This is a genomic window from Ralstonia sp. UBA689 (assembly GCF_002298975.1).
Taxonomy (GTDB): Bacteria; Pseudomonadota; Gammaproteobacteria; order Burkholderiales; family Burkholderiaceae; genus Ralstonia.
Genome location: NZ_DBMV01000045.1, coordinates 120,118 through 144,653, shown reverse-complemented (window position 1 = coordinate 144,653; position 24,536 = coordinate 120,118). Strand labels below are relative to the sequence as shown.

The following is a 24,536-nucleotide window of genomic DNA, read 5'->3' as shown; positions in this document are numbered from 1 at the left end:
CTCTTTCGTGTTCGGCCGATGATGCGCAGGACGTTCCAGTGTCAAGTCACTAGACGTGCCGCGCGATCACCATCCGCTGGACTTCGCTGGTGCCCTCGTAGATCTGGGTGATGCGTGCGTCGCGGTAGTGACGCTCGACGGCGTAATCGGCCAGGTAGCCGTAACCGCCGTGGATCTGGATGGCGTTGGAGCAAATCTCCTCGGCCAGTTCGGATGCATAGAGCTTGGCCTGCGACGCTTCGGACAGGCAGGGCTTGTCTGCGCTGCGCAGGCGTGCTGCGTGATGCACCAGCAGGCGCGCGGCGTTCAGGCGCGTGGCCATGTCGGCCAGCATGTTGGCAATCGTCTGATGCTCACGCAGCGCCTTGCCGAACTGAATGCGCTCGTTGGCGTAGTTGCGTGCCGCGTCGAATGCCGCCCGCGCAATACCGACGGCCTGCGCGGCAATGCCAATGCGCCCGCCTTCGAGGTTGGACAGTGCGATCTTCAGCCCCTCGCCACGCTCGCCCAGCAGGTTCTCTTCCGGCACGGCACAGTCTTCAAGCGTGATCGGGCAGGTATCCGATGCGCGAATGCCTAGCTTGTGCTCGGGCGGTCCGACGTGAAAGCCCGGAGTATCGGTCGGCACGATAAAGGCAGAGATTCCACGCTTGCCGGCCTCCGGATCCGTGACGGCAAACACGATGGCGACGTCGGCACGCGACCCGTTGGTGACGAACTGCTTGTTGCCGTTGAGCACCCAGTGCCCATCGCGCAGCACGGCACGCGTGCGCAGATTGTTGGCCTCGGAGCCTGCGTGCGGCTCAGTCAGGCAGAACGCGCCGATGGCGCGGCCGGCGGCCAGGTCCGGCAGGTAGTGCGCCTTCTGCGCCTCGGTGCCGAACTTCAGGATCGGGCCGCAGCCGACTGAGTTGTGCACGCTCATCATCGTCGCGCTGGCCGCGCAACCTGCGGCCACCTCCTCCAGCGCCAGCGCATAGGCCACGTAGTCGGTGTACGAACCGCCCCATTCCGGCGGCACGATCATGCCCAGCAACCCCAGCTCGCCCATCTGGCGGACCACGTCGTCGGGCAGCTCGCCGTCGCGATCCCATTGCGCCGCAAAGGGCGCCAAGCGCTCCGTGGCAAAGTCGCGCGCGGCGTCGTGGATCATCCGCTGTTCTTCGGTATAGAAATCGTCCATCGCTTGCCCTCTGCTTGCCGATCGCACAACGCCAGATGACGCTGCGTGTGCAGGCGCCTTACACTGTGCAGCCCTACGGCGCATTCATTCGATGGGGAAAAAGTGTAGGCACGCGACGGGGCGGCTTCGATGCCCGTCACGATCAACTTGTGTGAGCGGATTTGCCATGCCGGTCCGCCCGCCCTTCCGCCAAGCTCTGCAGGCATGGCAGACCCGCAACAACGATGAAGAACAACGAGAAGGGGACAGTCGCCGTCAGCCTCGTCAACGAAGCGCTCAAGCGAGCGCAGGCGCGCGGGGTGGACGTACAGCCGCTCATTGCCGCGGCCGGCATTGCGCCGCAGATGCTCGCGTCACCCAAAGGGCGCGTGTCATCGGCGCAGTACGGCGCCCTGTGGGCCGGCATCGCCCAGGCGATGGACGACGAATTCTTTGGGCAGGACTCCCACCCCATGCGCTGGGGCAGCTTCGTCGCGATGACGCAAGCAGCGCTCACCGCGCGCACGGGCCGGCAGGCGCTGCAGCGGGCCACGGGTTTCTTGCGGCTGGTGCTGGATGATCTGCATGTGCGGATCGAAGAAGATGCGCATCACGTGCGCCTGCTCTTCGTGCATCGCAAGGGCACGCGCGTGCCGCCGATGTTCACTTACGCCACATGGCTCATCATGGTCTACGGCCTGCTCTGCTGGCTGGTCGGCCGGCGCATTCCACTCATCACGGCGCGCTTCCGATGTGCGGTGCCGCCCGATGCGCAGGAGTACCGCCTGATGTTCTGCGACGACATGGCCTTCGCGCAGGAGGCGTCTTACGTGGATCTCTCCCCGGTCTTGCTGGACTTGCCGGTGGTCCAGACAGCCGCGTCCATCAAGGTGTTTCTGCGTGACGCGCCCGGTAGCTTCATCGTCAAATACCGCAACCCCGATTCGTTTGCCGCGCGCGTGCGCAAGATGCTGCGCACGCTGCCCGTGTCGGCCTGGCCGGCGTCTGACGCCATGGCGCTCAAGCTCAACGTGGCCGAAGCCACCATGCGGCGGCGCCTCAAGCAGGAAGGCCACACGTATCAATCGATCAAGGACGACCTGAGGCGCGACATCGCTATCGGCGAACTGCAGGACACGCGCCACACCATCGCCGACATTGCAGCAGCTGTCGGCTTTGCCGAGCCGAGCGCCTTTCACCGCGCCTTCCGCAAATGGACGGGCATGCGGCCGACCGATTACCGGATGGCGCAACCGGCCGGGCACGAGCGCGTGCGGCCGGACTGAGTCGCTAAGGCCCGCGTGCGGGCGGATTGCCGCAGGCAACTGCACAGCAGTCTGCCGCCGCCAGACGGACGGCACCTGGCGCTGCCTGATCGACCACGCCGTAGGCGCCAGCCTGCCGGTCATGCGCGGCTGAAGTCGTCTACCATGCAGCGTTGCCGTCCGCCTCACCGTCGAGCCACAACACCATGTGCTCTTCGTCATAGAAGCGCTCGCCGACGCGCATGGCACGGCGTTCGATGCCAAAGGTCTCGAAGCCGGCGTTGCGGTAGAGCGCCTGCGCGCGCGGGTTCTCTGCATTCACGCAGAGCTGGATCTGCAGCACGCGGGCCGCACGGGCGTGCGCGATGGCAGCATCCAGAAGCCGTCCGGCAATGCCGCTGCGCCGATGCGCGGGGTCGACAAACACGCCCCACAGCACCGCCTTATGCGCGACCTGCGTCAACGGCTCTCGCCGCAGCCCGGCAATACCGATCAGCGCAGGCCCGGCAAACGCGCCAAACACGACCTGGTGCCCCGTCGGCTGGATGCGGCCGCGCGTCTCATCCAACGTGCGCGCAGCTTCCTCATCTTGGGTCGGCCAGATAGCGGTGGGGGCGTCCTGGATCGCCTTCAGGCGAAGCGCCTTGAAGGCTTCTGCATCCTCTGTGGCCAGCGGACGGATGGCGATGTCGATCATGGTTGCTTGGCCTCCACCACAAACCCATCGCCGGTCTCGAAAAACGCACCACCTGAAAGGTAGTGCACGGTCTTATGCCCGGCATCAGGAAAATGCCAGCGCCCGTGGCTGAACACCGCCGGATCGGCCCAGGCGGCGGTCACCTCACCGATGAAGAGGTCGTAGCGCTTCTGGTTGTGCGGCTCGGGAATGACACGGCACTCGAGCCACGCTGCGCAACCGGCCACCAGCGGCACGTCGACGGTGCGTGCGGGGACGCTGGCCAGACCAAGCGTATCGAATTTGTCGCCATCGCGGCCCGAGAGCGTGCCGACGGCGAGCGTCGTCTCGGCAATGGCGCGGGTGGGGATATTCAGCGCGAATACGCCGGAGGCTTCGATCAACTCGCGCGTCAACGTACGGCTGTCGACCACGACCAGCACCTTGGGAGGATCAAAGTCGAGCGGCATCGCCCAGGCAGCGGCCATGACGTTGCGCACGCCGTTGTGGGCGCTGCTGACCAGCGTGGTCGGCCCGTGGTTGAGCAGGCGGTAGGACTTGGCCAGCTCCACCGGAGCCAGCGTGATGGATTCGGACATGATGGCAGGCAAGACAGAAGGTGGCGCCATCATAGGCCAACGCCGCTCGAAGTGCCGGTGGTGTGGGAGCGGCTCATAACCGACCGAATTTCACCTTGCCGCCAGCACACGCCCCCAGACGGTTTGGCCGGTCCCTGCCCTATGCGGCGCCTTGAATTTTTGTAAGCGGGCGGATAAAGGAAGGAGGCCTGTTTGAGCGAAGCGAGTTTGCCTCCTTCCCCGCACGGTTACGGAAATTCAAGGCGTCTTTCGCCGCATCGGGCGCGCCTTTNNTTTCTTTGCTTACTTTCTTTGGCAAGACAAAGAAAGTGAGTCGGCCCCGGCAGGGGACGAAACCGTGGATGCACCACCAGCGACCGCCATCACATCTGCACGGCCGCTGGCGTCTTCACCTATTCAGCGACACGCTTGGCGATGTGGTCCAGCGCCTCTTCCACTTGGTCGATGAGGATCAGGCAGAGGTCGCCAGGCTGCAGCCGGCTCAAAGCCGTATCGATCGCCAGGAATTCGCCGCGGATCTCCTCGACGTAGCTGGTGCGCTCAGCGCCCTGCAGCCCTTCGCGCAGCAGTGCCAGCACTTCGCCATCTGCACGGCCACGCTGGCACTGGTCTTCGTACAGCAAGACGTCGTCGAACACGCCACTGAGAATCTGCGTCTGCCTGCGGATGTCGTCGTCGCGGCGGTCACCGGCGCCGCTGATGACCACCGAACGGCGCTTGGCCGGCATCGTTGCCACGGCGTGACACAACGCCTGGATGGCGTCGGGATTGTGGCCGTAGTCGGCGATAAGCGTGGCGCCCTTGTAGTCGAACACATTGAAGCGGCCCGGCGCCGTGGCGGCGTCGTTGACAAACGTGGCCAGCCCACGGCGGACGACCGCCCAGTCGATGCCGAGCGCCCAGGCGGCGGCAATCGACGACATCGCGTTCTCGACCTGAAAACCAATCGTGCCGTTGCGCGTGAGCGGAATGTCGGCCAGCGCAATGCGGACTTCAGTGTTGCCTTCGGCAGCCACAATCTCGTCGCCATCGACAAACACCACGCGCTTGCCCTGCGCGCGGTGCAGCGCCATGGTCGGCAGAGTCGCGTCATGCGCGAAGAACGTGACCGAGCCGGGGCAGCCCTCGGCCATGCCCGCGACCATCGGGTCGGCAGCGTTGAGCACGGCCATGCCGTGTGGCGCCACGTTCTGCACGATCACACTCTTGAGCACAGCCAGGTCTTCGACCGTGCTGATGTAGTTCAGGCCCAGGTGATCGCCTTCGCCGACGTTGGTCACCACGGCCACGTCACAGCGGTCGAAGGCCAGGCCCTCGCGCAGCAGGCCGCCGCGCGCCGTTTCGAACACGGCGGCATCCACGTCCGGGTGCAGCAGCACGTTGCGGGCGCTGCGCGGGCCGCTGCAGTCGCCTGTGTCGATGCGTTGGCCCTGGATATAGATACCGTCGGTGCCGGTCATGCCCATGCGCAGGCCGCTTGTGGCCAGAAGATGGGCGATCAGGCGCACCGTCGTGGTCTTGCCGTTGGTGCCGGAGACCGCCACCACGGGAATACGACCGTCTTCGCCGTCGGGGAACATCGTCGAGATGATCGCCTCGCCCACGGCGCGCCCCTTGCCGTACGACGGCTGCAGGTGCATGCGCAGGCCCGGCGCGGCATTGACTTCAACGATGCCGCCGGCTTGGTCCTCAAACGGCTTGAGCATCGTTTCGCACACGGCATCCACGCCGCAGATGTCGAGCCCGATCATCTGCGCAGCCGCCACGGCGCGCGCAGCGATGCTCGGATGGACATCGTCGGTCACGTCGGTGGCGCTACCGCCCGTGGAGAGGTTCGCGTTGTTGCGCAAGACCACGCGCGTGCCCTTGGGCGGCACTGCGTCGGCGCCCAGGCCCTGCTTGGCGAGCGTGGCCAGCGCAATGTCGTCGAAGCGAATCTTCGTCAACGAGGTGGCGTGCCCTTCGCCACGGCGCGGGTCGCGGTTCACCTCTTCAACCAGTTCGCGCACCGTGTGCTTGCCGTCTCCGATGACCTGCGGCGGGTCACGGCGCGCTGCCGCCACAAGCTGGTTGCCCACCACGAGCAGGCGGAAATCGTGGCCGGGGATGTAGCGCTCGACGATCACGTCCGACGAGATGTCGGCCGCCACTTCGTAGGCCGCCATCACTTCCTCGCGCGTGCGGATGCGCACCGCCACGCCCTTGCCCTGGTTGCCGTCGCGCGGCTTGACCACCACCGGGCCGTGGATTTCCTGCGCGGCCGCCCACGCCTCGTCTGCGCTGCCGACTGATCGGCCCATCGGAACCGGCACGCCGGCCGCATGCAGCAGGGTCTTGGTCAGTTCCTTGTCCTGCGCAATCGATTCGGCCACTGCGCTGGTCATGTCGGTCTCAGCGGCCTGGATGCGGCGCTGCTTGCTACCCCAGCCAAACTGCACCATCGACCCCTGCGTCAGCCGGCGGTACGGAATGCCACGCGCCACGCCGGCGTAGACGATCGAACCGGTGCTCGGGCCCAGGCGCACGTCCTCGTCAAGCTCGCGCAGACGATGCAGCGCATCGTCCAGATCGAACGGCTGGTCGTCCCGCGCGGCCAGGCAGAGTTGGCCGGCCAGCTCGAACGCGAGCCTGCCCACATCCTCTTCGCTGTACTCGACCACCACCTGGTACGTACCGGGTTCAAGCGTGGGCTCGGTATGGCTGAACGTCACCGGGCAACCGGCGGCGGCCTGCAGACCAAGCGCGGCGACTTCCAGCGCGTGCGCCATCGACGGCGCTCCGGCTTCGTCATCCGGCCGCAGTGGGCCGATGGCCGGAAAGCGCGCGCGCAGGCGGTCTTCAAAGCCCGGCAGATTCGCCAGCAGGTGAGATTGGTCCGAACAGGCCACGATGGCTTCGATGGCCGTGTGGCGACACCAGAGATTCGGGCCGCGCAAGGCCCGGATACGAGAAACTTCCATACGATCGGTTTTCCGTTGTGCTTTGGGCTGCTTTGGATATCAGGCCCGGTATTCCGCGCGGCCCATCCACTGGTGCACCTGCTCGACCGTGCTTTCGATCGCGCATTCGTCGCATTGCAGAACCAGCAAGTCGCCTGCCTTGAGCTTCGACAGCGCCGCTTCCACGGCATCCCGGCGCGGGCCTTCGTCAGCGATCTCGGCGACGCGGTGGCCTTCGCTCAGCCCTTTCTTGAGCAGCGCACGCGCTTGAGGTTCGGACTGGTCAGGACGCTTGACGCTGGTGTCTTCGCATAGCAGCACGCGGTCGAACGTCTCGCCGATGACCTTGCCTTGCGCCACCAGGTCTTCGTCCCGGCGTTGCTGGCCGGCACCGAAGACGAGCGTCCTGCGTTCGGCCGGAAACTGCTCCAGCGCGACAGCCAAGGCATCAAGGGCCGACGCGTTGCGCGCGTCATCCACGACGATCGTGGCGCCGCTGTGCTGGATCAGCGTGAAGCGGCCAGGCACATCCACCTGACCCACGTCGAACGTGACAATGCCGGCACGCATCAGGTCGTTCGAAATACCCAGCGCCCAGCCGGTAGCAACGGCGGCCAGCACGTTTTCGACCTGGAACGGAACACGGCCCGCGTAGGTCAGCGGAATCGCCGACACGTCGGCCAGCGCCGTTTCGCTCGTGCCCGTGGCAAGCACCACCTTGCCGTCGCGCACGAACACGGCCCGCTTGCCGGCGGCGCGGTGCGCGGCGATGGCAGGCAGGTCACCCGAGAGGGCGAAGAAGATCACCTCGCCGTCGCAAAGTTCGGCCATCTCGACAAGGCGCTCGTCGGCGGCATTGAGCACGCCCACGCCGCTTTTGACCACAACGTCCACCTGCGTGCGCAGGACGCTATACATGCGATCTTCGTCTTCGACATAGAAGTCGCCGAGGTGGTCGGGGCGGCCAAAGTTGGTGACCACGCCCACCTGGCAGCGGTCGTAAGGCAGGCCTTGCGACAGGATCATGCCGCTGTCGCTCTCGAACACTGCGGCTTCCACCGCGCGGTTCATCAGGATGCGATGGCACGCATCCCAGGCGGCGCGATCGCCTCGGCCGCCCGCCTCGACTTGACGGCGATCCAGATACAGACCGTCGCTGCAACCGAGGCCGGTGTGCTTGCCCGAAAGCTGCAGCAGTTGCGCGACCAGCTTGGCAACGACCGTCTTACCGTTGGTGCCCGTGATGCCAACGATGGGAATACGACCGTCGTCCTGCACGCCATCCTTCTCGGGGAACAGGTGATCGACAATCGCGCGGCCCACGGGGCGCGGTTCGCCTTGAGCCGGCCGGATATGCATCAGCAGGCCCGGCCCGGCGTTGACTTCGACGATGGCGCCGCGCTGCTCGTCCAGCGGGCGCGAGATGTCTTCGGCCACCAGATCCACGCCGGCAATGTCGAGCCCGACGACCCGCGCGGCCAGCGACGCGTGCGCAGCCACGCTCGGGTGCACGCGATCGGTCACGTCGAACGCAACGTTTCCGTTGCGCTGGATCAGCACGGAGCGGCCAGCCGGCGGCACCGCGCTGCCGTCGGCATAGCCCTGGCGCTTGAGTTCCAGGCGTGCGGCGGAATCCAGGCGCACGGGGTTCAGCGGATACTCTTCGGTATTGCCGCGGCGCGGGTCGGAGTTGATCTGCGATTCGATCAGCGCCTCGATGGTGGAGGTGCCGTCGCCGACGACCGAAGCGGTCTCGCCCATGGCCGCCGCCGCCAGACGGCCGCCCACCACAAGCAAACGGTGTTCGTTGCCGGACACGAAGCGCTCGACGATCACGCCGCTGCCTTCCTCGATGGCCACCGCATAGGCGGTTTCCACTTCCTCGCGCGTCATCAGGTTCGTGAAGACGCCGCGGCCATGGTTGCCGTCATACGGCTTGACCACCACGGGCACGCCGATGTCTTCGGCGGCGTCCCAGGCGTCTTCGGCGCTGTCGACCATGCGGCCTTCCGGCACCGGCACGCCGCATGACTCCAGCAGGCTCTTGGTCAGATCCTTGTCGCGCGAAATCGATTCGGCGATGGCGCTGGTCCGGTCGGTCTCGGCCGTCCAGATGCGGCGCTGGCGCGCGCCGTAGCCGAGCTGCACGAGGTTGCCGTCCGACAGGCGGATGGACGGGATGCTGCGGTCATCGGCGGCATCCACAATGCACGCCGTGCTCGGACCGAGACAGTGGTCATCCACCAGGTTGCGCAGGTTCTCGACAGTGGCGGACACGTCGAACGGGCGATCTTCGATGGCGGCCATGACCAGATCACGCGCGGCGAACAGTGCGGCGCGGGTCACGTCTTCATGCCAGGCACGCACGATCACCTTGTAGACGCCGCGGATGGGCGTCTCGCGGGCCTTGCCGAAGCCGCCCGGCATGCCGGCCAGGTTCTGCAGCTCCAATGTGACGTGTTCCAGGATGTGGCCAGGCCAAGTGCCTTCCTTCAGGCGCATCAGGAAGCCGCCGCGCACGCCGGGACTGCAGCGATGCTCGATCAGCGTCGGCAGCCATGTCGATAGGCGCTCGTAGAACCCCGGAATCGTGTTGGAGGGGAAATCCTCCAGTTCACCAATGTCGACCCACGCCTCCAGCACCGGCCGATATGTCCACATATTCGGGCCGCGCAGCGACATGACATCGAGAATCTCAATGTCCTTCTTCTTCATCAAATTAGCTTGAGGCAGTGGGCGAAATGCCCGGTGAATTGAAGCCTTACCTTTCAGTAACGTTACAACGGCTTCGGCGTTGACCTCTTGAGTCTGGCATGTATTGTGCAGTGCAGCACACGCCCGACTCACTCGGCTATGTATACTTGCGAGCAAAAATTGCGGGCCGCCAGACGTGCGATCCCGCGCCATTGCTCCGATTTATGTTCGTCCTTTATCCATTTTGGGCCATTGGGACGCGCTTTTTGAGTTTTTTGCGCCGATCATGACCCAGCCCTCCCCATTGTCCGCCCCCGCTTTCGCCCGCGCTCAAGATCCTTGGAGTGCAGAACTCGGCACAAGTCTGGCTCCAGAGGAAACCGTCCTGGCTAGGCTACAGCTGGACTTGGACGCAAGATTGCATTTTACCCAAGGGTGGCTGGCTGTTACGAATCGTCGCCTGATCGGGCAGGCACCCGGCGAAAAGGGCCTGCAGAGCTGGGACATCGTGCCCGGCATGACGCTTTCGCACAGCGACCACGCCGGCGTGGGCACGCTGGAACTGTCCGACGGCCAGCGCCGCCTGGGGAGCTGGCGGTACACGCTGGGTCATAACCCCGACGCCTTGCGGCTGACCGACGTGTTTGACGCACGCCGCGACCTGCTGGCCGAGGGCGCACAGGCCGCGCAAGCCGACACAGACGTCTGCCCGACCTGCAAGGCGCCGCTTGCGCCCGACGAAGATACCTGCCCGCAATGCAGCCGCGAGCTGGAACAGCCGCCTTCCACGTGGGCGCTCCTGCGCCTGTGGCGCTTCGCCCAACCGTATCGGTGGGAACTGCTGGCGGGTTTCGCCCTGCTGCTGCTGGGGACGGCCGCCACCCTGGTGCCGCCGTACCTTACGATGCCCTTAATGGACAAGGTGCTGATCCCGTACCAGAACGGCAAGCCGATCGACTACAGCCTGGTCACGCTCTACCTTTCCGGCCTGCTTGGCGCCGCGCTGGTGGCGTGGGCGCTGGGCTGGGCGCGCACCTACCTGCTGGCGCGCGTTTCCGAGCGCATCAGCGCCGACCTGCGCACCACCACGTATGAGCATCTGCTCAAACTGTCGCTCGAATATTTCGGCGGCAAGCGCACAGGTGACCTGATGGCGCGCATCGGCTCCGAAAGCGACCGGATCAGCGTGTTCCTGTCGCTGCATCTGCTCGACTTTGCCACCGATGTGCTAATGATCGCGATGACGGCAGCGATCCTCATCTCGATCAACCCGTGGCTGGCACTGGTCACGCTGGTGCCGCTGCCGTTCATTGCGTGGATGATCCACCTAGTCCGCGACCGCCTGCGCCACGGCTTCGAGAAAATCGACCGGATCTGGTCGGAAATCACCAACGTGCTGGCCGATACGATCCCGGGCATCCGTGTGGTCAAGGCGTTTGCGCAGGAAAAGCGCGAGGTGGCGCGCTTTCGCGAGGCCAACAAGCACAACCTGGCCATCAACGACCGGGTCAATGCGGTGTGGTCGCTGTTCACCCCAACCGTGACGCTGCTGACCGAGGTGGGGCTGCTGGTGGTCTGGATCTTCGGGATCTGGCAGGTCAGCCACGACGCCATCACCGTGGGTGTGCTCGTGGCGTTCCTGACGTATATCAGCCGCTTCTACACGCGCCTCGATTCGATGAGCCGCATCGTTTCCGTGACGCAGAAGGCGGCGGCTGGCGCCAAGCGGATCTTCGACATTCTCGACCACGTGTCGAGCGTGCCCGAGCCGGCCAAGCCCGTGCATCTCGATCGGGTCAACGGCGCAATCGAGTTGCGCGACCTTGGCTTCCGCTACGGCAACCGTGCAGTGATCCGCGGCCTGAACCTGTCGATCCAGCCGGGCGAGATGATCGGCCTGGTGGGGCATAGCGGTTCCGGCAAAAGCACGCTCGTGAACCTGATCTGCCGCTTCTACGACGTCTCCGAAGGCGCGATCCGCCTGGATGGCACTGACATCCGCTCGCTGCCCATCTCGGAATTCCGCCGCAACATCGGCCTCGTGCTGCAGGAGCCATTCCTGTTCTTCGGCACGATTGCCGACAACATCGCCTACGGCAAGCCCGACGCCACGCGCGAGGAGATCGTCGCCGCCGCGCGTGCCGCCCATGCGCACGAATTCATCCTGCGTCTGCCGCATGGCTATGACTCGCTGGTGGGCGAACGGGGCCAGGCGCTGTCGGGCGGCGAACGGCAGCGTATTTCGATTGCACGCGCGCTGCTCATCAACCCGCGCATCCTGATCATGGATGAGGCCACCTCGTCGGTGGATACCACCACCGAAAAGGAAATCCAGAAGGCGCTCGACAACCTCGTGCAGGGCCGTACCACCATCGCCATCGCGCACCGTCTGTCGACGCTGCGCAAGGCCGATCGCCTCGTGGTCATGGACCGCGGCCAGATCGTCGAAGTGGGCAACCACGACGAACTGCTCGCGCGCGAAGGTGCCTACTACAAGCTGTATCAGGCACAGGCCCGCAACGTCGACGCCGACAGCGGCATGACGAGCGACGGCGAGCACGTGGATGCTGCCGAGCCAGCCTACACGCAGTCATGATGATTCCTGGAGAGACTGCCATGCAGACGCCCGCCGATATGCCCGATTTCACCCTGAGCCGCAACAGCCTTGGCAAGCTTGTACTGACCCAGGCCGACGGCACTTCGCACGAAGGCGTGGTGCCCGTACGCGCGTTCCCGATCTCCGCCGCCGACGATGGCGTGAGCCTGATGAGCACCGATGGCCGCGAGCTGGCGTGGATCACCCGGCTCGATGCGTTACCCGCACCAACGCGTGCGCTGATCGAAGCCGAACTGGCCGCACGCGAATTCATGCCCGAGATCCGCAAGATCGTCGGCGTATCCACCTACGCCACACCCAGCACGTGGACCGTGCAGACCGACCGGGGTCAAACCGACCTCGTGTTGCGCGGCGAAGAGGACATCCGCCGCCTGACCGGCAGCACGCTGCTGATCTCCGACAGCCACGGCATCCATTACCTGATTCGCGATCAGTTCGGGCTGGACAAGCCCAGCCGCAAGATCCTCGACCGGTTCCTCTGAACCGAGCACCAATTACCTAGGGGCGGGTGGCGCTGGCAGCGCCGTCGCCATCACCTGTTCGAAGAGTGCTTCGACCTGCTTCCAGCTTGCGCGCTGGTTGTAGTCGCCGGCCGTGGTGACGATCACCATGTCGAGCCCGGGAACGATCCACAGGCGCTGGCCCCCATTGCCGATGCCCCCGATCCACGCCTGCCCGGTGCCATTCACCACCACCTTGCCGAGCCACCATTGGTAGCCGTACTGCAAGCCGGGCTCGATCCCGGTGTCGATGTGCGGGCGCGTTGATTCAGCAATCCAGTCGGCGGGCACCACTTGCTGGCCGTTCCACTGGCCGTGCTGCAGCACGAGCTGGCCGATGCGCGCCAGATCGCGCGGGCGCAGGCGCACACCGGCAAACGCCAGCGGACGGCCACGGTAGTCTTCCACCCATTCCCAGTCGGCAATGCCCAGCGGTTCAAAGAGCTGCTTACGCGCATATTCAGGCAGCGGCATGCCAACGCGCTCAGCCAGCAGTTGCGCCAGCACTGCCGTGTTGCCGCCGTTGTAATTGAACTGAATCCCGGCTGGTGCCGCCATCGGCCGCTCGAACACGTAGCGCACCTGCGAGGTATGCCAGAAGAGCCCAAACTCGTCGTTGTTGAACAGGCTCGTAGCGCGCCACTCGTTCCAGGCCAGACCGCTGGACATGGACAACATCTGCCCGAGCGTAATTGCCTCTCGGCCATCGCGGTTCAGGTCCGCCAGATCAGGAAACAGGGACAGCGCCGACGTGCCCAGCGGCGGTGTCTTGCCCTCGCCCTGCGCGATGCCCCAGAGGAGGCTCGTCACCGATTTGCTGATCGAGCGGATGTCGTGGAGGGTGGTGGCATCAAAGGTGCGCGTGGTGCGGAACAGATCCTTCACGCGCTCGTCCTTGCCGGCGTGATAGGCCTCCGCCACCAGGCGACCGTGGCGGACAACGAGCAGGCTGTGAATGTTGGCCTCGCCGTTGGCAAGGTTGCGCAGGACGGCACAGAGGCGGTCGGCATCGAAGCCGGCCGCGGCGCTGGCTTCGGTCAGCCAGCCATCGTTCAGCTGGGCGGGGGCCTCACACGGTGGCGCTGCTAGCGCGATGTGCGTGCATACGGCCAAGACAAACGCAACGCCCGCACGGGCGAGCCAGCCAAGACTGCGATGTGGTTGCGCCATGACGGCTCCCATCGAATCGATCCGGATCGGTTGCGGGCAGTATCGTCAACCGTGCAGCGTCAATCAAACGCCTTGCGACGAACGGTCGATTCAGCGGCGTGAACGTCGGCGCAAACCGTCCGCTGGTTATACGCGGGTCGCCGCGTAGACGTAAGCAAAGACGAACGCCCCAATCACCAACGAGGCCACCCAGCCGGAGACGCGCACCCGGCGCGAGCGCATTGCCGCTGCGGAGAACAGCATGCGCTCCCGACGCGCCGTGGGGCCAATGGCAAACAGCAGCAGGCCAAGCAGCCCGATGGCGGCAACGGCGGCCCCGAGGCTCGTGCGTGACCACCCGGCCGTCAGATGTTCACCGTCTTGATAGGCGAGATAGCTGCTGCCTGCCCCGATCACAACCAGGGCGACGCAGCCGAGAAGAAAACGACCACGCCAGGGGCGCGCATTCCAATCGACCAGCATGTTGTTTTTGTTCTGTAGATGCAATGAGCGAAGTATAAGTCTCGCCCGATCGCCTGGCCGGAACCCCTGCCCGCGTTAACATGTCGGATTAGTCTGATTCCAAAGTTACGTTACAGGCACCTATGGTCACGCGTCGCACCCTCCTTGCCTCCGCTTCCCTCACCGCCACGCTGGCGGCACTCGGCATCACGCCCGAGGCGCTGGCCGCCAGCCGCGTCAAACTTGGCGATGCCGCGCCGTTTTCTTTCGACTCCCTGATCGAACGCGCCCGCACGATGGCCGGTCAGCCGTACACGCCGCCTGTCACCGCGCCGGCCGACATCCTGGCCAAGATCGACTACGAAGCCCATGGCAAGATCAAGTTCGATACCGCCCACGCGCTGTTTGCCGACGGTCCTGGCCAGTTTCCGGTGACGTTCTTCCACCTGGGCACGTTCTTCCGCGCGCCGGTGCGCATGCATGTGGTCGAGAAAGGCGCCGCGCGTGAGATCGTCTACGACGAGTCGTACTTCGACATGCCCACCGACAGCCCCGCGCGCAAGCTGCCGCGCGGCAGCGGCTTCGCAGGTTTTCGCTTCCAGGAAAGCCGCCTGGGCGACCAGAAGAAGCTCAATTGGAAGAAGAACGACTGGGTCGCCTTCCTGGGCGCGTCGTACTTCCGTGCCATCGGCGAGCTGTACCAGTACGGCCTTTCCGCACGCGGCATTGCACTCGACGTTGCGCAGGCCGGCAAGCCTGAAGAATTCCCCAATTTCACGCACGTGTGGTTCGACACGCCGGCAGACAACCGTGCCGATTCCGTGACGATCTACACGCTGCTCGACGGCCCGAGCATCACGGGTGCATACCGTTTTGTCATGCACCGCACGAAAGGCGTGGTCATGGACATCGACACGGCCATCTTCCTGCGCAAGGACGTAGACCGCTTTGGCATCGCGCCGGCCACGTCGATGTACTGGTTTTCGGAAACCGCCAAGGGCACCGCCACCGACTGGCGCCCCGAAGTGCACGACTCCGATGGCCTGGCCTTGTGGACCGGCAGCGGCGAGCGCATCTGGCGCCCGCTGAACGATCCGCCGCGCACGATGGCCTCCGCCTTTGGCGACAACAACCCGCGCGGCTTCGGCCTGCTGCAGCGCGATCGCGACTTCAACAACTACCAGGACGGTGTGCACTACGAGCGCCGCCCGAGCCTGTGGGTCGAGCCGCTGGAAGGCTGGGGCGAAGGCGCGGTGCAGCTCATCGAGATCCCGACCGACGACGAGATCCACGACAACATCGTCGCCATGTGGGTGCCGAAGGCGCCGGCACGCGCGGGTAGCCAGTATCGACTGCGCTATCGCCTGCACTGGCTGGCCGACGAGCCGTATCCGACGCCGCTGGCGCGCTGCGTGGCCACGCGCCTGGGCAACGGCGGCCAGCCTGGCCAGCCGCGTCCGCACGGCGTGCGCAAGTTCATGGTGGAGTTCAAGGGCGGTCCGCTGGAGAAGCTGCCCTTCGGCGTCAAACCGGAGGCAGTGCTCTCCACCTCGCGCGGCACGTTCTCGTATGTGTTTACCGAAGCCGTGCCGAATGGCGTGCCGGGCCACTGGCGTGCGCAGTTCGACCTGACGGTCGACGGCAAGGAGCCGGTGGACATGCGCCTGTTCCTGCGCGTGGATGGCAAGCCGCTGTCGGAAACATGGCTGTACCAATATCACCCGTTCCAGTCACCGGTGGGGCCGGTGGCGTTGTAAACGCTGAAGCGCCATCGCGGCGGCCAACAAACAAGGCGGGAAGATTCCCGCCTTTTTCTTTACTGGTAGGCGAGCGTCACCACCGCCAGGGCCGGCTCCGCTCCCGGCGAGCGCGACACCGTCAGCGTGCCGTTGTTTGCCTCCAGCAAGTTAGCCTTGAAGCCGCCGTACTTGACCAGGAGGTCCGCCTTGCTGCGCGCATCGCCCACCCGCAAGGCCTTGAGCGATGATGCCGAGCGCGCCTCCACCGACACCGCAATCGGCACCACCCGCACCGCAGCCGATCGAAAGTCCAACACCACCTGATCACCGGACGCGGACGTGCGCGCCTGCAACCCCTCGCCCGCACCGATTGCCTGCTGCGTGGGCTGCACGCGGAACCCAGCCTCGACGATGGCACCGGTGAAATAGATCACACCGTCCTGGCTGCCGCCTGCCAGCGCACCACTCGCTCCGATGGCCGCCGCCGTGGCGACGGCGATTGCCCTGTAGACCTTGAACATGAGGCCCCCCGATGCCCGACCCTTGGGCGATGCGTTATACCCGCCCGTCCTCTGACGGGCTGGTGCAATAGTTTTTTACGATTCTTATCGTCCTCTGAATGAATCTCATTGTGGATTCTGGGCATCCCTGATTGCGGGTCAGACGCCCCCCCCCGAAAACGCCCTTTCAGGGTGCCGGCCACACCCCCAGCGCCGACATCAACTGCTTGCCCAGCGCAATGCGCTTGGCCATATCACCCTCGCGAGGCATGTCGATATTCAGCGCGAATGCGTAGACGTGCCCGGCACGCTCGACCCAGCCGACCCACCAGCCGATCTCCGGCTGATATTCGGTGGCCAGACCCGTCTTGGCGTACAGCGAGGCATCGCCCTTCTGCTCGATCAGCAACATGCGGTGGACCATGTTCCAGGTGCGCGGCTTCACAGGCAATTGCTTGAGCGCCATGCGGCTGGTGAAGCGCGCCTCTTCAAACGCGGAAATCTCCAGCGGGCCGCGTAGCCAGAACTGATCGATCACGCTGCCGATCTGGCGGTTGCCGTAGTCAAAGGCATCAACATAGGCCTGCATGCGCTCGTGCCCGACGCGGCGCGCCACCTCCTGGTAGACCGGAACGTTGGATACGCGAATCGCCTCGGGTAACGCCATATCGTGTTCCCATTGTTTGTAGGGCTGCGGCTTGCCGCCATAAGGCAGCACCTCGTGGTCGTCGCGCACGGCGCCAGTATCGAAGGCGATCAAGCTGTTCGGGATCTTGAACGTGGATGCCGGGTTGATGCGCCGCGCGGCGCGTGCCGGGTCCACTACGTAGGTGCGATCGGCGCTGATATCCATCAGCACGAACGTGCCAGAGACACCAGCCTCGTCGAACATGCGCTTAAGGTCGTCGCGCACGACCAGTTCAGCGCGGGCGGTGGTGACGCCCATCGCAAAGGCGCAGGCCGTCATGGCCAGCGCGAAGGTTTTCGACCAGCGAGGGAACATAGGGGCTCCTAGAACGTTGTGGATGGCTGCCGGCAGGCACCGGCGCTGCGCATCGTAGGGAGGGAGCGGCGCGCTCGCCAGCGTGAACGGCACACCGCATGTCACGCGCGTAACGCCTGTAACAAACGGCTTGGCGCACAATGGCGGCCTAGTCTCCGCTTCGCCTTGCTGCATCCGCATGACGCTGCCGCCCCTTCGCATCGAACTGACCACACCGCAAACCGTTGACGGTCGGCGCGCACCGTTCCAGAGCCTGTGGCTGCTGGTGCGGCTCGCATACGCGCACCGCCTGACGCCCGAGCAGCCGCTGGTGCGACTGGCGGACCTGCGCGGCGTGGTGTCGGACGCCAGCACGCTGCGCATGGTGATCAGCCGTGCCTTTCGCGACTGGCAGAACTGGGGCGTGCAGGCCGGCTGGGGCGAACAGCGTGACCGCGAGCCGCGCTTCCTCAATGCCGATCGCCGCAGCCAAGGCCCGTTCTGGCTCACGCCCGAAGACGCGGCGCGTGTAGTCTGCCTGGTCGAAGGGTGCGTCGCCGATGACACGGACGTACGCGCCTTCCTCGGCATCGCGGTGGGGCCGGAAAGCGCGACGGACACCGCCGCCGACACCACTGCCAGCGCCCTCTCCGGGCCCGCGCCCGGCACGCCCAATCCCGCCTTTTGGCACGCCTTCCTGACCGCCCGCCACGCCATGCGCGAAGGCCGCCTGCTGCATGCGCTAAACCCCGGCACCGGCGCATCGGACGCCGAGCGCGGCGGCGCCCTGCTCGCCCTGCGCCACGCCGGCGACGCGGCCGACAACGACTTCCAGCGCGCCCTTGTCACCCTGAGCGAGGCGATGGCCGCGCGCCGCCTGGGCGACTCCACGCGTGCCAGCGCCCTGCTCTCGCAACTGCGCGCGCACCGCCGCCAGCGCCACGTGCTCGGCAACGACTACCTCGCGGCGATGGAGCGCATCGTCACCGCGTGGTGTGCGTACGACCGGCGCGACTTCGACCTGGCTGCCGGCCTGCTCGCCCGCCTGGCCGACGTCGAGCCCGGCCGCAGCCTGCTGCGCTATCACCCGCAGATCCGCTTCGAGTGGAACAACTTGAGCGCCCTGATTGAGCGCGCACGCCTGCTCTACGCCGATGCCGCAGACGGCGACTCTGCGGCACGCGCGCAGGCGGCGCAGCGCATCGTCGCGCAGTTCGAGACCGCACTGGCGGCCGCGCTGGAAAGCCAGGCCGCCGATGCCGTGCAACAGGTCGCCGCCAACCTTGGCATGACGTGCTGGCTGCTGCGTGATGCGCTGGACCATCCGATCCACACGGATGGCACCGTCGATGCCGTGCGCTGGCTGGCCATGAGCGAGTGGCAAGCGCTGCGCAACGGCGGGCCGCTGCAATCGGCATGGAACGCCATCGCCCTGATGCGCATCGCACGCGCCAGCGCAGACCGCGCCCCGCTCACGCTGGCCGATCTGCGTACACAGGCCGGCCCGTTTGCCGAAGCCTTCGACGCACGCTACTGGCCGTCACGCTGGGCCGATGTGGCCGCGCTGCGCTTGCGCGAGCACGACAGCGGCCGCCACCGCTACGGTCATGTGCAGGTCAGCGGGCTGCTGCTCGAACGGGCATGGTTTGCCCACGCCGACGGCGACCTCGCCATCGCCCACACCACCATGCAACGCCTGTCCGAAGCCATGCAGGACCTCGCACCGCATGATCGCGCCTATTTCGTGCAGGCGCTGAAACTGCTCGCGCACGCGACGGAAGCCGCGCCTTAAGTCGATTCATCAACGGAAATGTTCATTGCATCCCTAACGATCTCTCGCTAGACTGCCGCACATGTTCGATCACTGCCTGTACTTCAACACCACCGCACTGGCGCGCTGCGTCGAGCGTGCATGGACCGCCGCGTACGCACCATTCAGCCTGACGCCGCCGCAAGGGTTCGTGCTGCGCGTGGTGCTCAAGCGGCCCGGCGTGCTCAACCGCGAGCTGGCCGAGGTGTTGGGTATCGCGCGGCCGACAGCCACGCGGCTCGTCGATGGCCTGGTCGCCAAGGGGCTGGTGGAACGCCAGCCGTCTGCGGACGATGGCCGCGAGTGGAACCTGTTTCCCACCGCGGCAGCCCGCGCGCTGGAGGCGGCGCTGCAAGCCGCCAGCGCCAAGGTGGCGCGGCGCTTGCGCGAGCACGTGGGTGCCAACGCGTTCGATGACACGGTCCAGGCCATCCGCGATGTCCGCAGCGCACTGAACACGTAGTCAAACCCGGGGGCGGCATCAGCCCCCTTTTTCAACGCCAATTAGTTGCATACCTATGCATTTGAGCAAGGAGCATCTGCATGACCACCGCCCTCATCACTGGGATCGAGCCGTTCGAATCCGACCCGACCAATCCGTCCTGGGACATTGCGCAAGCGCTGGACGGTCAGCAGATCGACGGCGCGACCATCGTGGCGCGGCAGTTGCCCTGCGTGTTCGGGGTCGCCAATGCAAAACTGGTGGAAGCGATTGAAGAAACGTCACCCACACTGGTGCTGGCGCTTGGGCTGGCCAGTGGGCGGGCGGAGATCTCGGTGGAGCGCGTGGCCATCAACGTGATCGACGCGCGCATTCCGGACAACGCGGGCAATCAGCCCGTTGATACGCCCGTGGTGGCAGACGGGCCCACTGCGTATTTCTCCACTCTGCCAATCAAGGCGATCGTGCACGCGCTGCGCGAGGCTGGCGTGCCGGCAGCGGTATCGCAAAGCGCCGGCACGTACAACTGTAACCACCTCTTCTACGGCCTCATGCATCACATCACCACGCGCGCGCCACAGGTGCGCGGCGGCTTCATCCACGTGCCGACCACGCCCGAACTGGCCGCGCGGCATGCAGGCCGGCCGAGCCTGTCGCTGGACACGCAGATCAAGGGGATACGCACGGCGGTGCGCACCGCGCTGGCAACACACGCCGATCTGAAACTAAGCGGCGGCACCGTGCACTAGACGCCCAAGGGGTCCAGCAACAGCCGCGCCGCGAACTCCTGGCGAAAGCCTTCGAACGCCTGCGCGACAGCGTCGGCGCCACGGCCCATGTTCTGCAGGCGGATACCTTCCACCTGGTAGATGCCGAGCGTGGCAAACACATAACGCAGGTAGGGCATCAGGAAGTCGGTCTGCGCATGAGCGCCATCAAAGTTACCGCCCGACGCAGACACCACCAGCACCGAGCGGTTTGCCAGCACGCCAACCTTGCCCGTGGGCGTGCGGCGGAATGTGCGTTCGGGCCGCACCACCAGATCGATCCAGGCCTTGAGCGCCGACGGCACGGTGTAGTTGTGCACTGGCGTCGAGATCAGCACGGCGTCTGCCACCTCCAGTTCACCGATCAGCGTTTCGGACAAGCGCAGTTGGGCGCGATGCGTCTCGGTGCGATGGGCGTCGGGCATGAGACTGGCCTCGACAAAGCCCGCATCGGGATGCGGCAGCGGTGTCGCCGCAAGATCGCGCTCGATGACCCGCAAGCCGGCGGTAGCTTGCGCCAGTTGCTCAAGCACGAGTTGCGCCGCGCGCCGGCTGTGCGACTGCCCTTCGCGCGGGCTCACGGCCACATGCAACAGCGTCGTCACCGCACACCTCCAGATTGCATGCTGAAGCCGAAGCGCAGCGCTCCGGCCAGCAAGCCGTTGCGGTAGTAGAAGCGGTGGCCGAGCACGTTGGACAGCGGCGTGTCGAGCACGAGCCGCGCGCAGCCCAGGCGCTGCGCCTCGTCCTTGAGATGGTCCATCAGCACGTTGCCCAGGCCGCTGCTGCGCAGATTGGCATCGGTGACGAGGTCGTCGACGTACATGAACGGGCCATAGACGAGGTTCTCCTGCAACCGATAGCCGGCCAGCGCGACGGGCGTGCTATCGCGCCAGACAGCAGTGAGGCGGTAGCCGTCTTCCACCTGACGGCGCCAGCGCGCAACCAGTTCGTCGGCATCGGCCAGGTGCGGTCGCAGTTGATGCATGACGGGAAAGCATGCCCGCAGTGCGGCTTCGTCTTCAATGGGGCGAATGGTGTCCATGGTCATGCCTGTGCAGTGGCGGAGGCGGGTACGGGAGGCGCGAAGCGCATCGAGACGGCAATGCGGTTCCACGCCTGGATGTTGGCGATGGCGGCCGTCAGGAAGGCCACCTCGCTCTTGGAGAAATGCTCGCGCACGGCGTCATATTCATGGTCTTCCACGCCGTGCCCGGTCGCGCGCGCCAGGGCCGTCAATGCTTCTGTCCAGGCCAGTGCGGCGCGCTCGCGCGGGGTGAACACCGCCGGCGTATCGCGCCAGACCGCCACCAGGTCCAGCTTGGGGCTTGCCACCCCCAACTTGCGCGACAGGTTCAGGTGGAACTGCACGCAGAACGCGCAGCCGTTGATTTGCGAGGCGCGCACCTTGATGAGCTCCGTCAGCGGCTTTTCCAGCCCGGAGGCGTCCACCGCCTTGCCGAGCGCCTGCAGTGCCGCCGACACACCCACGGCAGTTTCGGCAAATTCCGCGTAATCCATGCGAGGGGAGAGATCGTGCATGTCTGGTTCCTGTGTGGTTGGGGTTGTAGGAGTGGTAATATCAGCGCTCGAACATCATATTCGAGCTCTTATATCATGAGCAAGCCCTCCCCTGCGGCCAGCGTGGACAACGCGACAAACAGCACTCCCATCCCCTCGCCCGGCCAGGGCAAACGCGGCGAAGAGGGTTATCTCGGCTACCTGTTGCGCCAGGCCAGCGCCGCGCACCGCCTGCGCATGGAGCGTGCCATGGCCGACGTGGGCGTCACGCTGCCGCAATTCCTAGTGCTGACAATGATTCGCGCCTACCCGGGCATCTCGAACGCCGACCTCGCCCGCTTGGCCCTGCTGACACCGCAGACCGTGAGCGTGATCGTCGCCAATCTGGCGCGCAGCGGCGCCATCACGCGCCGGCCACACGCGGTGCACGGCCGCATCCAGCATATCGACGTAACGCCGGAGGGCCTGGCGCTGCTCGACGCCTGCCGCAAACGATCGGGCGGGATCGAGCAGGACCTGTGCGCGGGGTTCTCCTCCGAAGAAGAGCAGGTTGTGCGGCGTTGGCTGGTGCATGTCGCCACGCTGGGCGGAGATGCATCGGCGGCCTGAGCCGCACTCGCGCAGATTTTCTTGTCGCCGTCCTTGACTTCCGGATCGTCGTCACTATCATCCGATGTATCTTAAGATATATCTGATGATGTTCAGTAGGAGAACGACGATGTACGGATGGTTTGGGCGTCACCACAAATTGTGGGTGGAAAGGCACTTCATGATGATGGGCCGACACGGCCACGGCCGGCATGGTTTTGGGCGCGGCATGGGAGGCTTCGGCGGCCCCGGCGGTTACGGCGAGGGCGACGACGAGGGCGGCCGCCCCTGGCGTGGCCGCCGTTTGAGTTCGGCCGACCTGCAGCTCGTGCTGCTGGCGCTGCTCAAGGGCGCGCCGCGCCATGGCTATGAGCTCATCAAGGCGGTGGAAGAGCACTCGCTGGGCTTCTACACGCCGAGCCCCGGCATGGTGTACCCAGCGCTGTCGTATCTGGAGGATCACGGCTTCGCCTCCGTGACCGCCGAGGGCAACAAGAAGCGCTACGGCATCACGCCCGAAGGCGAGACGTGGCTGGCCGAGCGGCAGCACAGCGCCGACGCCATCCTCGCGCAACTGCGCGCCATGGGCGAGCGCGTCAAACGCATGAACGAGGCCATGGCCTTCGACCGCGAAACCGACTCCGCCGCTGAATGGACCGACACGGGCAACGACCCGCTGCGTACCGCGCGCTGGCGCCTGAAGTTCGCCCTCATGGAAAAGCGCTTCGCCTCGCGCGACGAACAGCAGCGCGTGGCCGACATCCTGCTGCGCGCCCTCAAGGAAATCACCGGAGAGCGGTGAACTACGCGGGTCGGGCCGGGCGACCCAACATCGCCCGCCCCCCTCCACATACCGCCTCTTTTTCTTTCGCAGCCCAACGATGTTCGCCTTCCACCGCACACAAGGTCTCATGTCACAGCTGCTTGCTCCCATCAAACCCGCTTTGCGCCGCATGCGCGTACAAGCCATCCACACGCTGTCGCCCCGCATGCGGCGCGTGGTCTTCACCGGCGTCACGGCCGCTGATCTGGCCGATCTGGCCCAGGCCGCGCCCGGCGCCTCCATCAAGCTGATGTTCCCGCACGGCGCTGGCCGCACGCTCGGCCGCGCATACACCATCCGCCACGTCCATGCCGCGCGTGGCGAGCTGGAAATCGATTTTGTCGTGCACGACGAAACCCCGGCCGCACAGCATGGCCCAGCCGCCCGCTGGCTTGAAAGCGCCGCACCCGGTGACGAAGTGGAATTCGCGGCCCCCAAGCGCGGCTTCCGTGCCGATCCGACCGTGCCGTGGACACTGCTCGTCGGCGACGAGACTGCGCTGCCGGCCATCTTTGCCATCCTGGAGAGACTGCCGGAGCGCTCGCACGTGCAGACCTATATCGCCATCGGCGATGCCCGTGCGCGGCTGCCGCTGGAAGGCAGCTTCGCCACGCACCCCCGCAACCGCGACATCCACTGGATCGAGGCGGACACCGCGCATGCGGGCGCCATGATGGTCGGCGCCCTCAGCGCGCAGCCGATGCCGCCGGGCACGCCGCAAGTGTTCCTGGCCGGCGAGGCCTCGCTGCTCAAACAGGTGCGCACGCTCCTCGAAGACACCTGGGCAGTACCGCGCGACGCCATCGACGCGAAGGGCTACTGGACAGCCGGCCTCACGCGCGAGGAACGCAAGGCGCTCGAAGCCCGCTGACCCGAGTGCCGGGGCTCAGACTCTGGCTCAGACTGCCCCACCTCGCACACCCAGTCACGCAGCAGGCGCTGCCCGTGCAGCAGCGCCGCATCCATCGCCTCACGCGGCGAGCCGAACGTGCAACTCGGCTGCACCGGCTGCGAACGCATCAACAACTGGCCCTCCGCGCTGCGGAACACCACGTCGATGCGCGCCGCCCAGCCACGCGCGCCGGCAGGAATCACACGCGGAACGATCTCGACGTTCCCACAGATCTTGTGCACCTTGCGCCTCCGTCTTCGGTGTTTGCGCTTCATTTAGCAACAGCCGTGCCTGTTTGCGCCGCAACGCCACCAGCCCACCCGATTTGATCCAAGTCAAATCACATCACTTGCGTCACCTTTAGCCGGCATCCGGCCTGCCGTTGCAAGGGAGGACTTCCGTCTATCTC

At 65.7% G+C, this 24,536-nt stretch carries 23 protein-coding genes; 10 read left to right on the top strand and 13 right to left on the bottom strand.

What is annotated here, in order from left to right; all coding sequences use genetic code 11:
• Positions 1–49: 49 nt before the first annotated feature.
• A complete protein-coding gene (locus B4F51_RS22555) occupies positions 50–1,183 on the bottom strand; it encodes an acyl-CoA dehydrogenase (RefSeq protein ID WP_296228977.1) in 1,134 nt (377 codons plus the stop codon).
• A gap of 224 nt (positions 1,184–1,407) precedes the next feature.
• Between B4F51_RS22555 and B4F51_RS22550 the strand changes: the two genes are divergently transcribed.
• Complete coding sequence (locus B4F51_RS22550) at positions 1,408–2,448, top strand: AraC family transcriptional regulator (protein ID WP_296228976.1); 1,041 nt, start codon at positions 1,408–1,410, stop codon at positions 2,446–2,448.
• 139 nt (positions 2,449–2,587) lie between these two features.
• On the opposite strand, the gene B4F51_RS22545 is transcribed toward B4F51_RS22550, so the two are convergent.
• From B4F51_RS22545 to cphA (B4F51_RS22530), 4 genes are all read right to left on the bottom strand, one after another.
• A complete protein-coding gene (locus tag B4F51_RS22545; RefSeq protein ID WP_296228975.1) occupies positions 2,588–3,124 on the bottom strand; it encodes a GNAT family N-acetyltransferase in 537 nt (178 codons plus the stop codon).
• Positions 3,121–3,735 carry a flavin reductase family protein gene (locus tag B4F51_RS22540; protein ID WP_414706813.1) on the bottom strand — a complete coding sequence of 205 codons (615 nt, stop codon included), beginning with the start codon at positions 3,733–3,735 and terminating at the stop codon, positions 3,121–3,123. The genes B4F51_RS22545 and B4F51_RS22540 overlap by 4 nt, the downstream gene beginning before the upstream one ends.
• Before the next feature lie 359 nt (positions 3,736–4,094).
• Positions 4,095–6,662, bottom strand: coding sequence for a cyanophycin synthetase (gene cphA, locus B4F51_RS22535; RefSeq protein WP_296228973.1), 2,568 nt, complete (start codon positions 6,660–6,662; stop codon positions 4,095–4,097).
• A gap of 39 nt (positions 6,663–6,701) precedes the next feature.
• Positions 6,702–9,356, bottom strand: coding sequence for a cyanophycin synthetase (cphA, locus tag B4F51_RS22530; protein ID WP_296228972.1), 2,655 nt, complete (start codon positions 9,354–9,356; stop codon positions 6,702–6,704).
• A 265-nt stretch (positions 9,357–9,621) separates the two neighbouring features.
• On the opposite strand from cphA (B4F51_RS22530), the gene B4F51_RS22525 reads away from it, so the two are divergent.
• Together B4F51_RS22525 and B4F51_RS22520 are read left to right on the top strand one after the other, a co-directional pair.
• Complete coding sequence (locus B4F51_RS22525) at positions 9,622–11,931, top strand: ABC transporter ATP-binding protein (RefSeq protein WP_296228971.1); 2,310 nt, start codon at positions 9,622–9,624, stop codon at positions 11,929–11,931.
• A gap of 20 nt (positions 11,932–11,951) precedes the next feature.
• A complete protein-coding gene (locus B4F51_RS22520; protein WP_296228970.1) occupies positions 11,952–12,434 on the top strand; it encodes a DUF1854 domain-containing protein in 483 nt (160 codons plus the stop codon).
• 12 nt (positions 12,435–12,446) lie between these two features.
• Here the strand turns inward: B4F51_RS22520 and B4F51_RS22515 are convergent, their stop codons facing one another.
• Positions 12,447–13,622 carry a serine hydrolase domain-containing protein gene (locus B4F51_RS22515; protein WP_296228969.1) on the bottom strand — a complete coding sequence of 392 codons (1,176 nt, stop codon included), beginning with the start codon at positions 13,620–13,622 and terminating at the stop codon, positions 12,447–12,449.
• A 126-nt stretch (positions 13,623–13,748) separates the two neighbouring features.
• Positions 13,749–14,084, bottom strand: a complete 336-nt coding sequence (locus B4F51_RS22510; RefSeq protein WP_296228968.1) for a hypothetical protein — start codon at positions 14,082–14,084, stop codon at positions 13,749–13,751.
• Positions 14,085–14,206: 122 nt separating this feature from the next.
• Here B4F51_RS22510 and B4F51_RS22505 point away from each other — a divergent pair, with 122 nt between their 5' ends.
• A complete protein-coding gene (locus B4F51_RS22505; protein WP_296228967.1) occupies positions 14,207–15,820 on the top strand; it encodes a glucan biosynthesis protein in 1,614 nt (537 codons plus the stop codon).
• Positions 15,821–15,879: 59 nt separating this feature from the next.
• On the opposite strand, the gene B4F51_RS22500 is transcribed toward B4F51_RS22505, so the two are convergent.
• Complete coding sequence (locus tag B4F51_RS22500) at positions 15,880–16,323, bottom strand: hypothetical protein (RefSeq protein ID WP_296228966.1); 444 nt, start codon at positions 16,321–16,323, stop codon at positions 15,880–15,882.
• Positions 16,324–16,489: 166 nt separating this feature from the next.
• Positions 16,490–17,305 (bottom strand): OXA-60 family carbapenem-hydrolyzing class D beta-lactamase, encoded by an 816-nt coding sequence (blaOXA, locus tag B4F51_RS22495; protein WP_296228965.1) that lies wholly within the window; start codon positions 17,303–17,305, stop codon positions 16,490–16,492.
• 178 nt (positions 17,306–17,483) lie between these two features.
• Between blaOXA and B4F51_RS22490 the strand changes: the two genes are divergently transcribed.
• The 3 genes from B4F51_RS22490 to pcp all read left to right on the top strand — a co-directional run bounded on the left by B4F51_RS22490 (position 17,484) and on the right by pcp (position 20,285).
• Entirely contained in the window at positions 17,484–19,076 is a 1,593-nt protein-coding gene (locus B4F51_RS22490) for a hypothetical protein (RefSeq protein ID WP_296228964.1), read from the top strand.
• Positions 19,077–19,137: 61 nt separating this feature from the next.
• On the top strand, positions 19,138–19,557 hold the full coding sequence (locus B4F51_RS22485) for a MarR family winged helix-turn-helix transcriptional regulator (protein ID WP_296228963.1): 420 nt from the start codon (positions 19,138–19,140) through the stop codon (positions 19,555–19,557).
• A gap of 80 nt (positions 19,558–19,637) precedes the next feature.
• Entirely contained in the window at positions 19,638–20,285 is a 648-nt protein-coding gene (gene pcp / locus B4F51_RS22480; RefSeq protein ID WP_296228962.1) for a pyroglutamyl-peptidase I, read from the top strand.
• On the opposite strand, the gene B4F51_RS22475 is transcribed toward pcp, so the two are convergent.
• Genes B4F51_RS22475 through B4F51_RS22465 form a run of 3 tightly spaced genes read right to left on the bottom strand, consistent with a single transcriptional unit; the run spans position 20,282 to position 21,845 of the window.
• A complete protein-coding gene (locus B4F51_RS22475) occupies positions 20,282–20,908 on the bottom strand; it encodes an FMN-dependent NADH-azoreductase (RefSeq protein WP_296228961.1) in 627 nt (208 codons plus the stop codon). The two genes, pcp and B4F51_RS22475, sit on opposite strands and share 4 nt — an antisense overlap.
• Positions 20,905–21,354 carry a GNAT family N-acetyltransferase gene (locus B4F51_RS22470; RefSeq protein ID WP_296228960.1) on the bottom strand — a complete coding sequence of 150 codons (450 nt, stop codon included), beginning with the start codon at positions 21,352–21,354 and terminating at the stop codon, positions 20,905–20,907. The genes B4F51_RS22475 and B4F51_RS22470 overlap by 4 nt, the downstream gene beginning before the upstream one ends.
• The gene (locus B4F51_RS22465) at positions 21,351–21,845 is read right to left on the bottom strand and encodes a carboxymuconolactone decarboxylase family protein (RefSeq protein ID WP_296228959.1); all 495 of its coding nucleotides are present in this window, start codon (positions 21,843–21,845) and stop codon (positions 21,351–21,353) included. Before B4F51_RS22465 ends, B4F51_RS22470 begins: the two co-directional genes overlap by 4 nt.
• 75 nt (positions 21,846–21,920) lie before the next feature.
• Between B4F51_RS22465 and B4F51_RS22460 the strand changes: the two genes are divergently transcribed.
• From B4F51_RS22460 to B4F51_RS22450, 3 genes are all read left to right on the top strand, one after another.
• Positions 21,921–22,433: a MarR family winged helix-turn-helix transcriptional regulator gene (locus B4F51_RS22460; RefSeq protein WP_296228958.1), complete on the top strand. Its 513-nt coding sequence runs from the start codon at positions 21,921–21,923 to the stop codon at positions 22,431–22,433.
• A 109-nt stretch (positions 22,434–22,542) separates the two neighbouring features.
• Positions 22,543–23,214: a PadR family transcriptional regulator gene (locus B4F51_RS22455; protein WP_296228957.1), complete on the top strand. Its 672-nt coding sequence runs from the start codon at positions 22,543–22,545 to the stop codon at positions 23,212–23,214.
• A 79-nt stretch (positions 23,215–23,293) separates the two neighbouring features.
• Positions 23,294–24,106: a siderophore-interacting protein gene (locus B4F51_RS22450; protein WP_296228956.1), complete on the top strand. Its 813-nt coding sequence runs from the start codon at positions 23,294–23,296 to the stop codon at positions 24,104–24,106.
• Here the strand turns inward: B4F51_RS22450 and B4F51_RS22445 are convergent.
• Complete coding sequence (locus tag B4F51_RS22445) at positions 24,052–24,369, bottom strand: hypothetical protein (RefSeq protein ID WP_414706812.1); 318 nt, start codon at positions 24,367–24,369, stop codon at positions 24,052–24,054. The genes B4F51_RS22450 and B4F51_RS22445 overlap by 55 nt on opposite strands.
• Positions 24,370–24,536 lie beyond the last annotated feature (167 nt).

What these genes read in the sequence shown, in the direction of transcription:
- B4F51_RS22555 (WP_296228977.1), bottom strand. Translation starts at nt 1,183, where the DNA reads ATGGACGATTTCTATACCGAAGAACAGCGGATGATCCACGACGCCGCG.
- B4F51_RS22455 (WP_296228957.1), top strand. Translation starts at nt 22,543, where the DNA reads ATGTACGGATGGTTTGGGCGTCACCACAAATTGTGGGTGGAAAGGCAC.
- B4F51_RS22520 (WP_296228970.1), top strand. Translation starts at nt 11,952, where the DNA reads ATGCAGACGCCCGCCGATATGCCCGATTTCACCCTGAGCCGCAACAGC.
- B4F51_RS22460 (WP_296228958.1), top strand. Translation starts at nt 21,921, where the DNA reads ATGAGCAAGCCCTCCCCTGCGGCCAGCGTGGACAACGCGACAAACAGC.
- B4F51_RS22465 (WP_296228959.1), bottom strand. Translation starts at nt 21,845, where the DNA reads ATGCACGATCTCTCCCCTCGCATGGATTACGCGGAATTTGCCGAAACT.
- B4F51_RS22550 (WP_296228976.1), top strand. Translation starts at nt 1,408, where the DNA reads ATGAAGAACAACGAGAAGGGGACAGTCGCCGTCAGCCTCGTCAACGAA.
- blaOXA (WP_296228965.1), bottom strand. Translation starts at nt 17,305, where the DNA reads ATGTTCCCTCGCTGGTCGAAAACCTTCGCGCTGGCCATGACGGCCTGC.
- cphA (WP_296228973.1), bottom strand. Translation starts at nt 6,662, where the DNA reads ATGGAAGTTTCTCGTATCCGGGCCTTGCGCGGCCCGAATCTCTGGTGT.
- pcp (WP_296228962.1), top strand. Translation starts at nt 19,638, where the DNA reads ATGACCACCGCCCTCATCACTGGGATCGAGCCGTTCGAATCCGACCCG.
- B4F51_RS22540 (WP_414706813.1), bottom strand. Translation starts at nt 3,735, where the DNA reads ATGATGGCGCCACCTTCTGTCTTGCCTGCCATCATGTCCGAATCCATC.
- B4F51_RS22505 (WP_296228967.1), top strand. Translation starts at nt 14,207, where the DNA reads ATGGTCACGCGTCGCACCCTCCTTGCCTCCGCTTCCCTCACCGCCACG.
- B4F51_RS22470 (WP_296228960.1), bottom strand. Translation starts at nt 21,354, where the DNA reads ATGACCATGGACACCATTCGCCCCATTGAAGACGAAGCCGCACTGCGG.
- cphA (WP_296228972.1), bottom strand. Translation starts at nt 9,356, where the DNA reads ATGAAGAAGAAGGACATTGAGATTCTCGATGTCATGTCGCTGCGCGGC.
- B4F51_RS22525 (WP_296228971.1), top strand. Translation starts at nt 9,622, where the DNA reads ATGACCCAGCCCTCCCCATTGTCCGCCCCCGCTTTCGCCCGCGCTCAA.
- B4F51_RS22450 (WP_296228956.1), top strand. Translation starts at nt 23,294, where the DNA reads ATGTTCGCCTTCCACCGCACACAAGGTCTCATGTCACAGCTGCTTGCT.
- B4F51_RS22545 (WP_296228975.1), bottom strand. Translation starts at nt 3,124, where the DNA reads ATGATCGACATCGCCATCCGTCCGCTGGCCACAGAGGATGCAGAAGCC.
- B4F51_RS22515 (WP_296228969.1), bottom strand. Translation starts at nt 13,622, where the DNA reads ATGGCGCAACCACATCGCAGTCTTGGCTGGCTCGCCCGTGCGGGCGTT.
- B4F51_RS22490 (WP_296228964.1), top strand. Translation starts at nt 17,484, where the DNA reads ATGACGCTGCCGCCCCTTCGCATCGAACTGACCACACCGCAAACCGTT.
- B4F51_RS22510 (WP_296228968.1), bottom strand. Translation starts at nt 14,084, where the DNA reads ATGCTGGTCGATTGGAATGCGCGCCCCTGGCGTGGTCGTTTTCTTCTC.
- B4F51_RS22500 (WP_296228966.1), bottom strand. Translation starts at nt 16,323, where the DNA reads ATGTTCAAGGTCTACAGGGCAATCGCCGTCGCCACGGCGGCGGCCATC.
- B4F51_RS22485 (WP_296228963.1), top strand. Translation starts at nt 19,138, where the DNA reads ATGTTCGATCACTGCCTGTACTTCAACACCACCGCACTGGCGCGCTGC.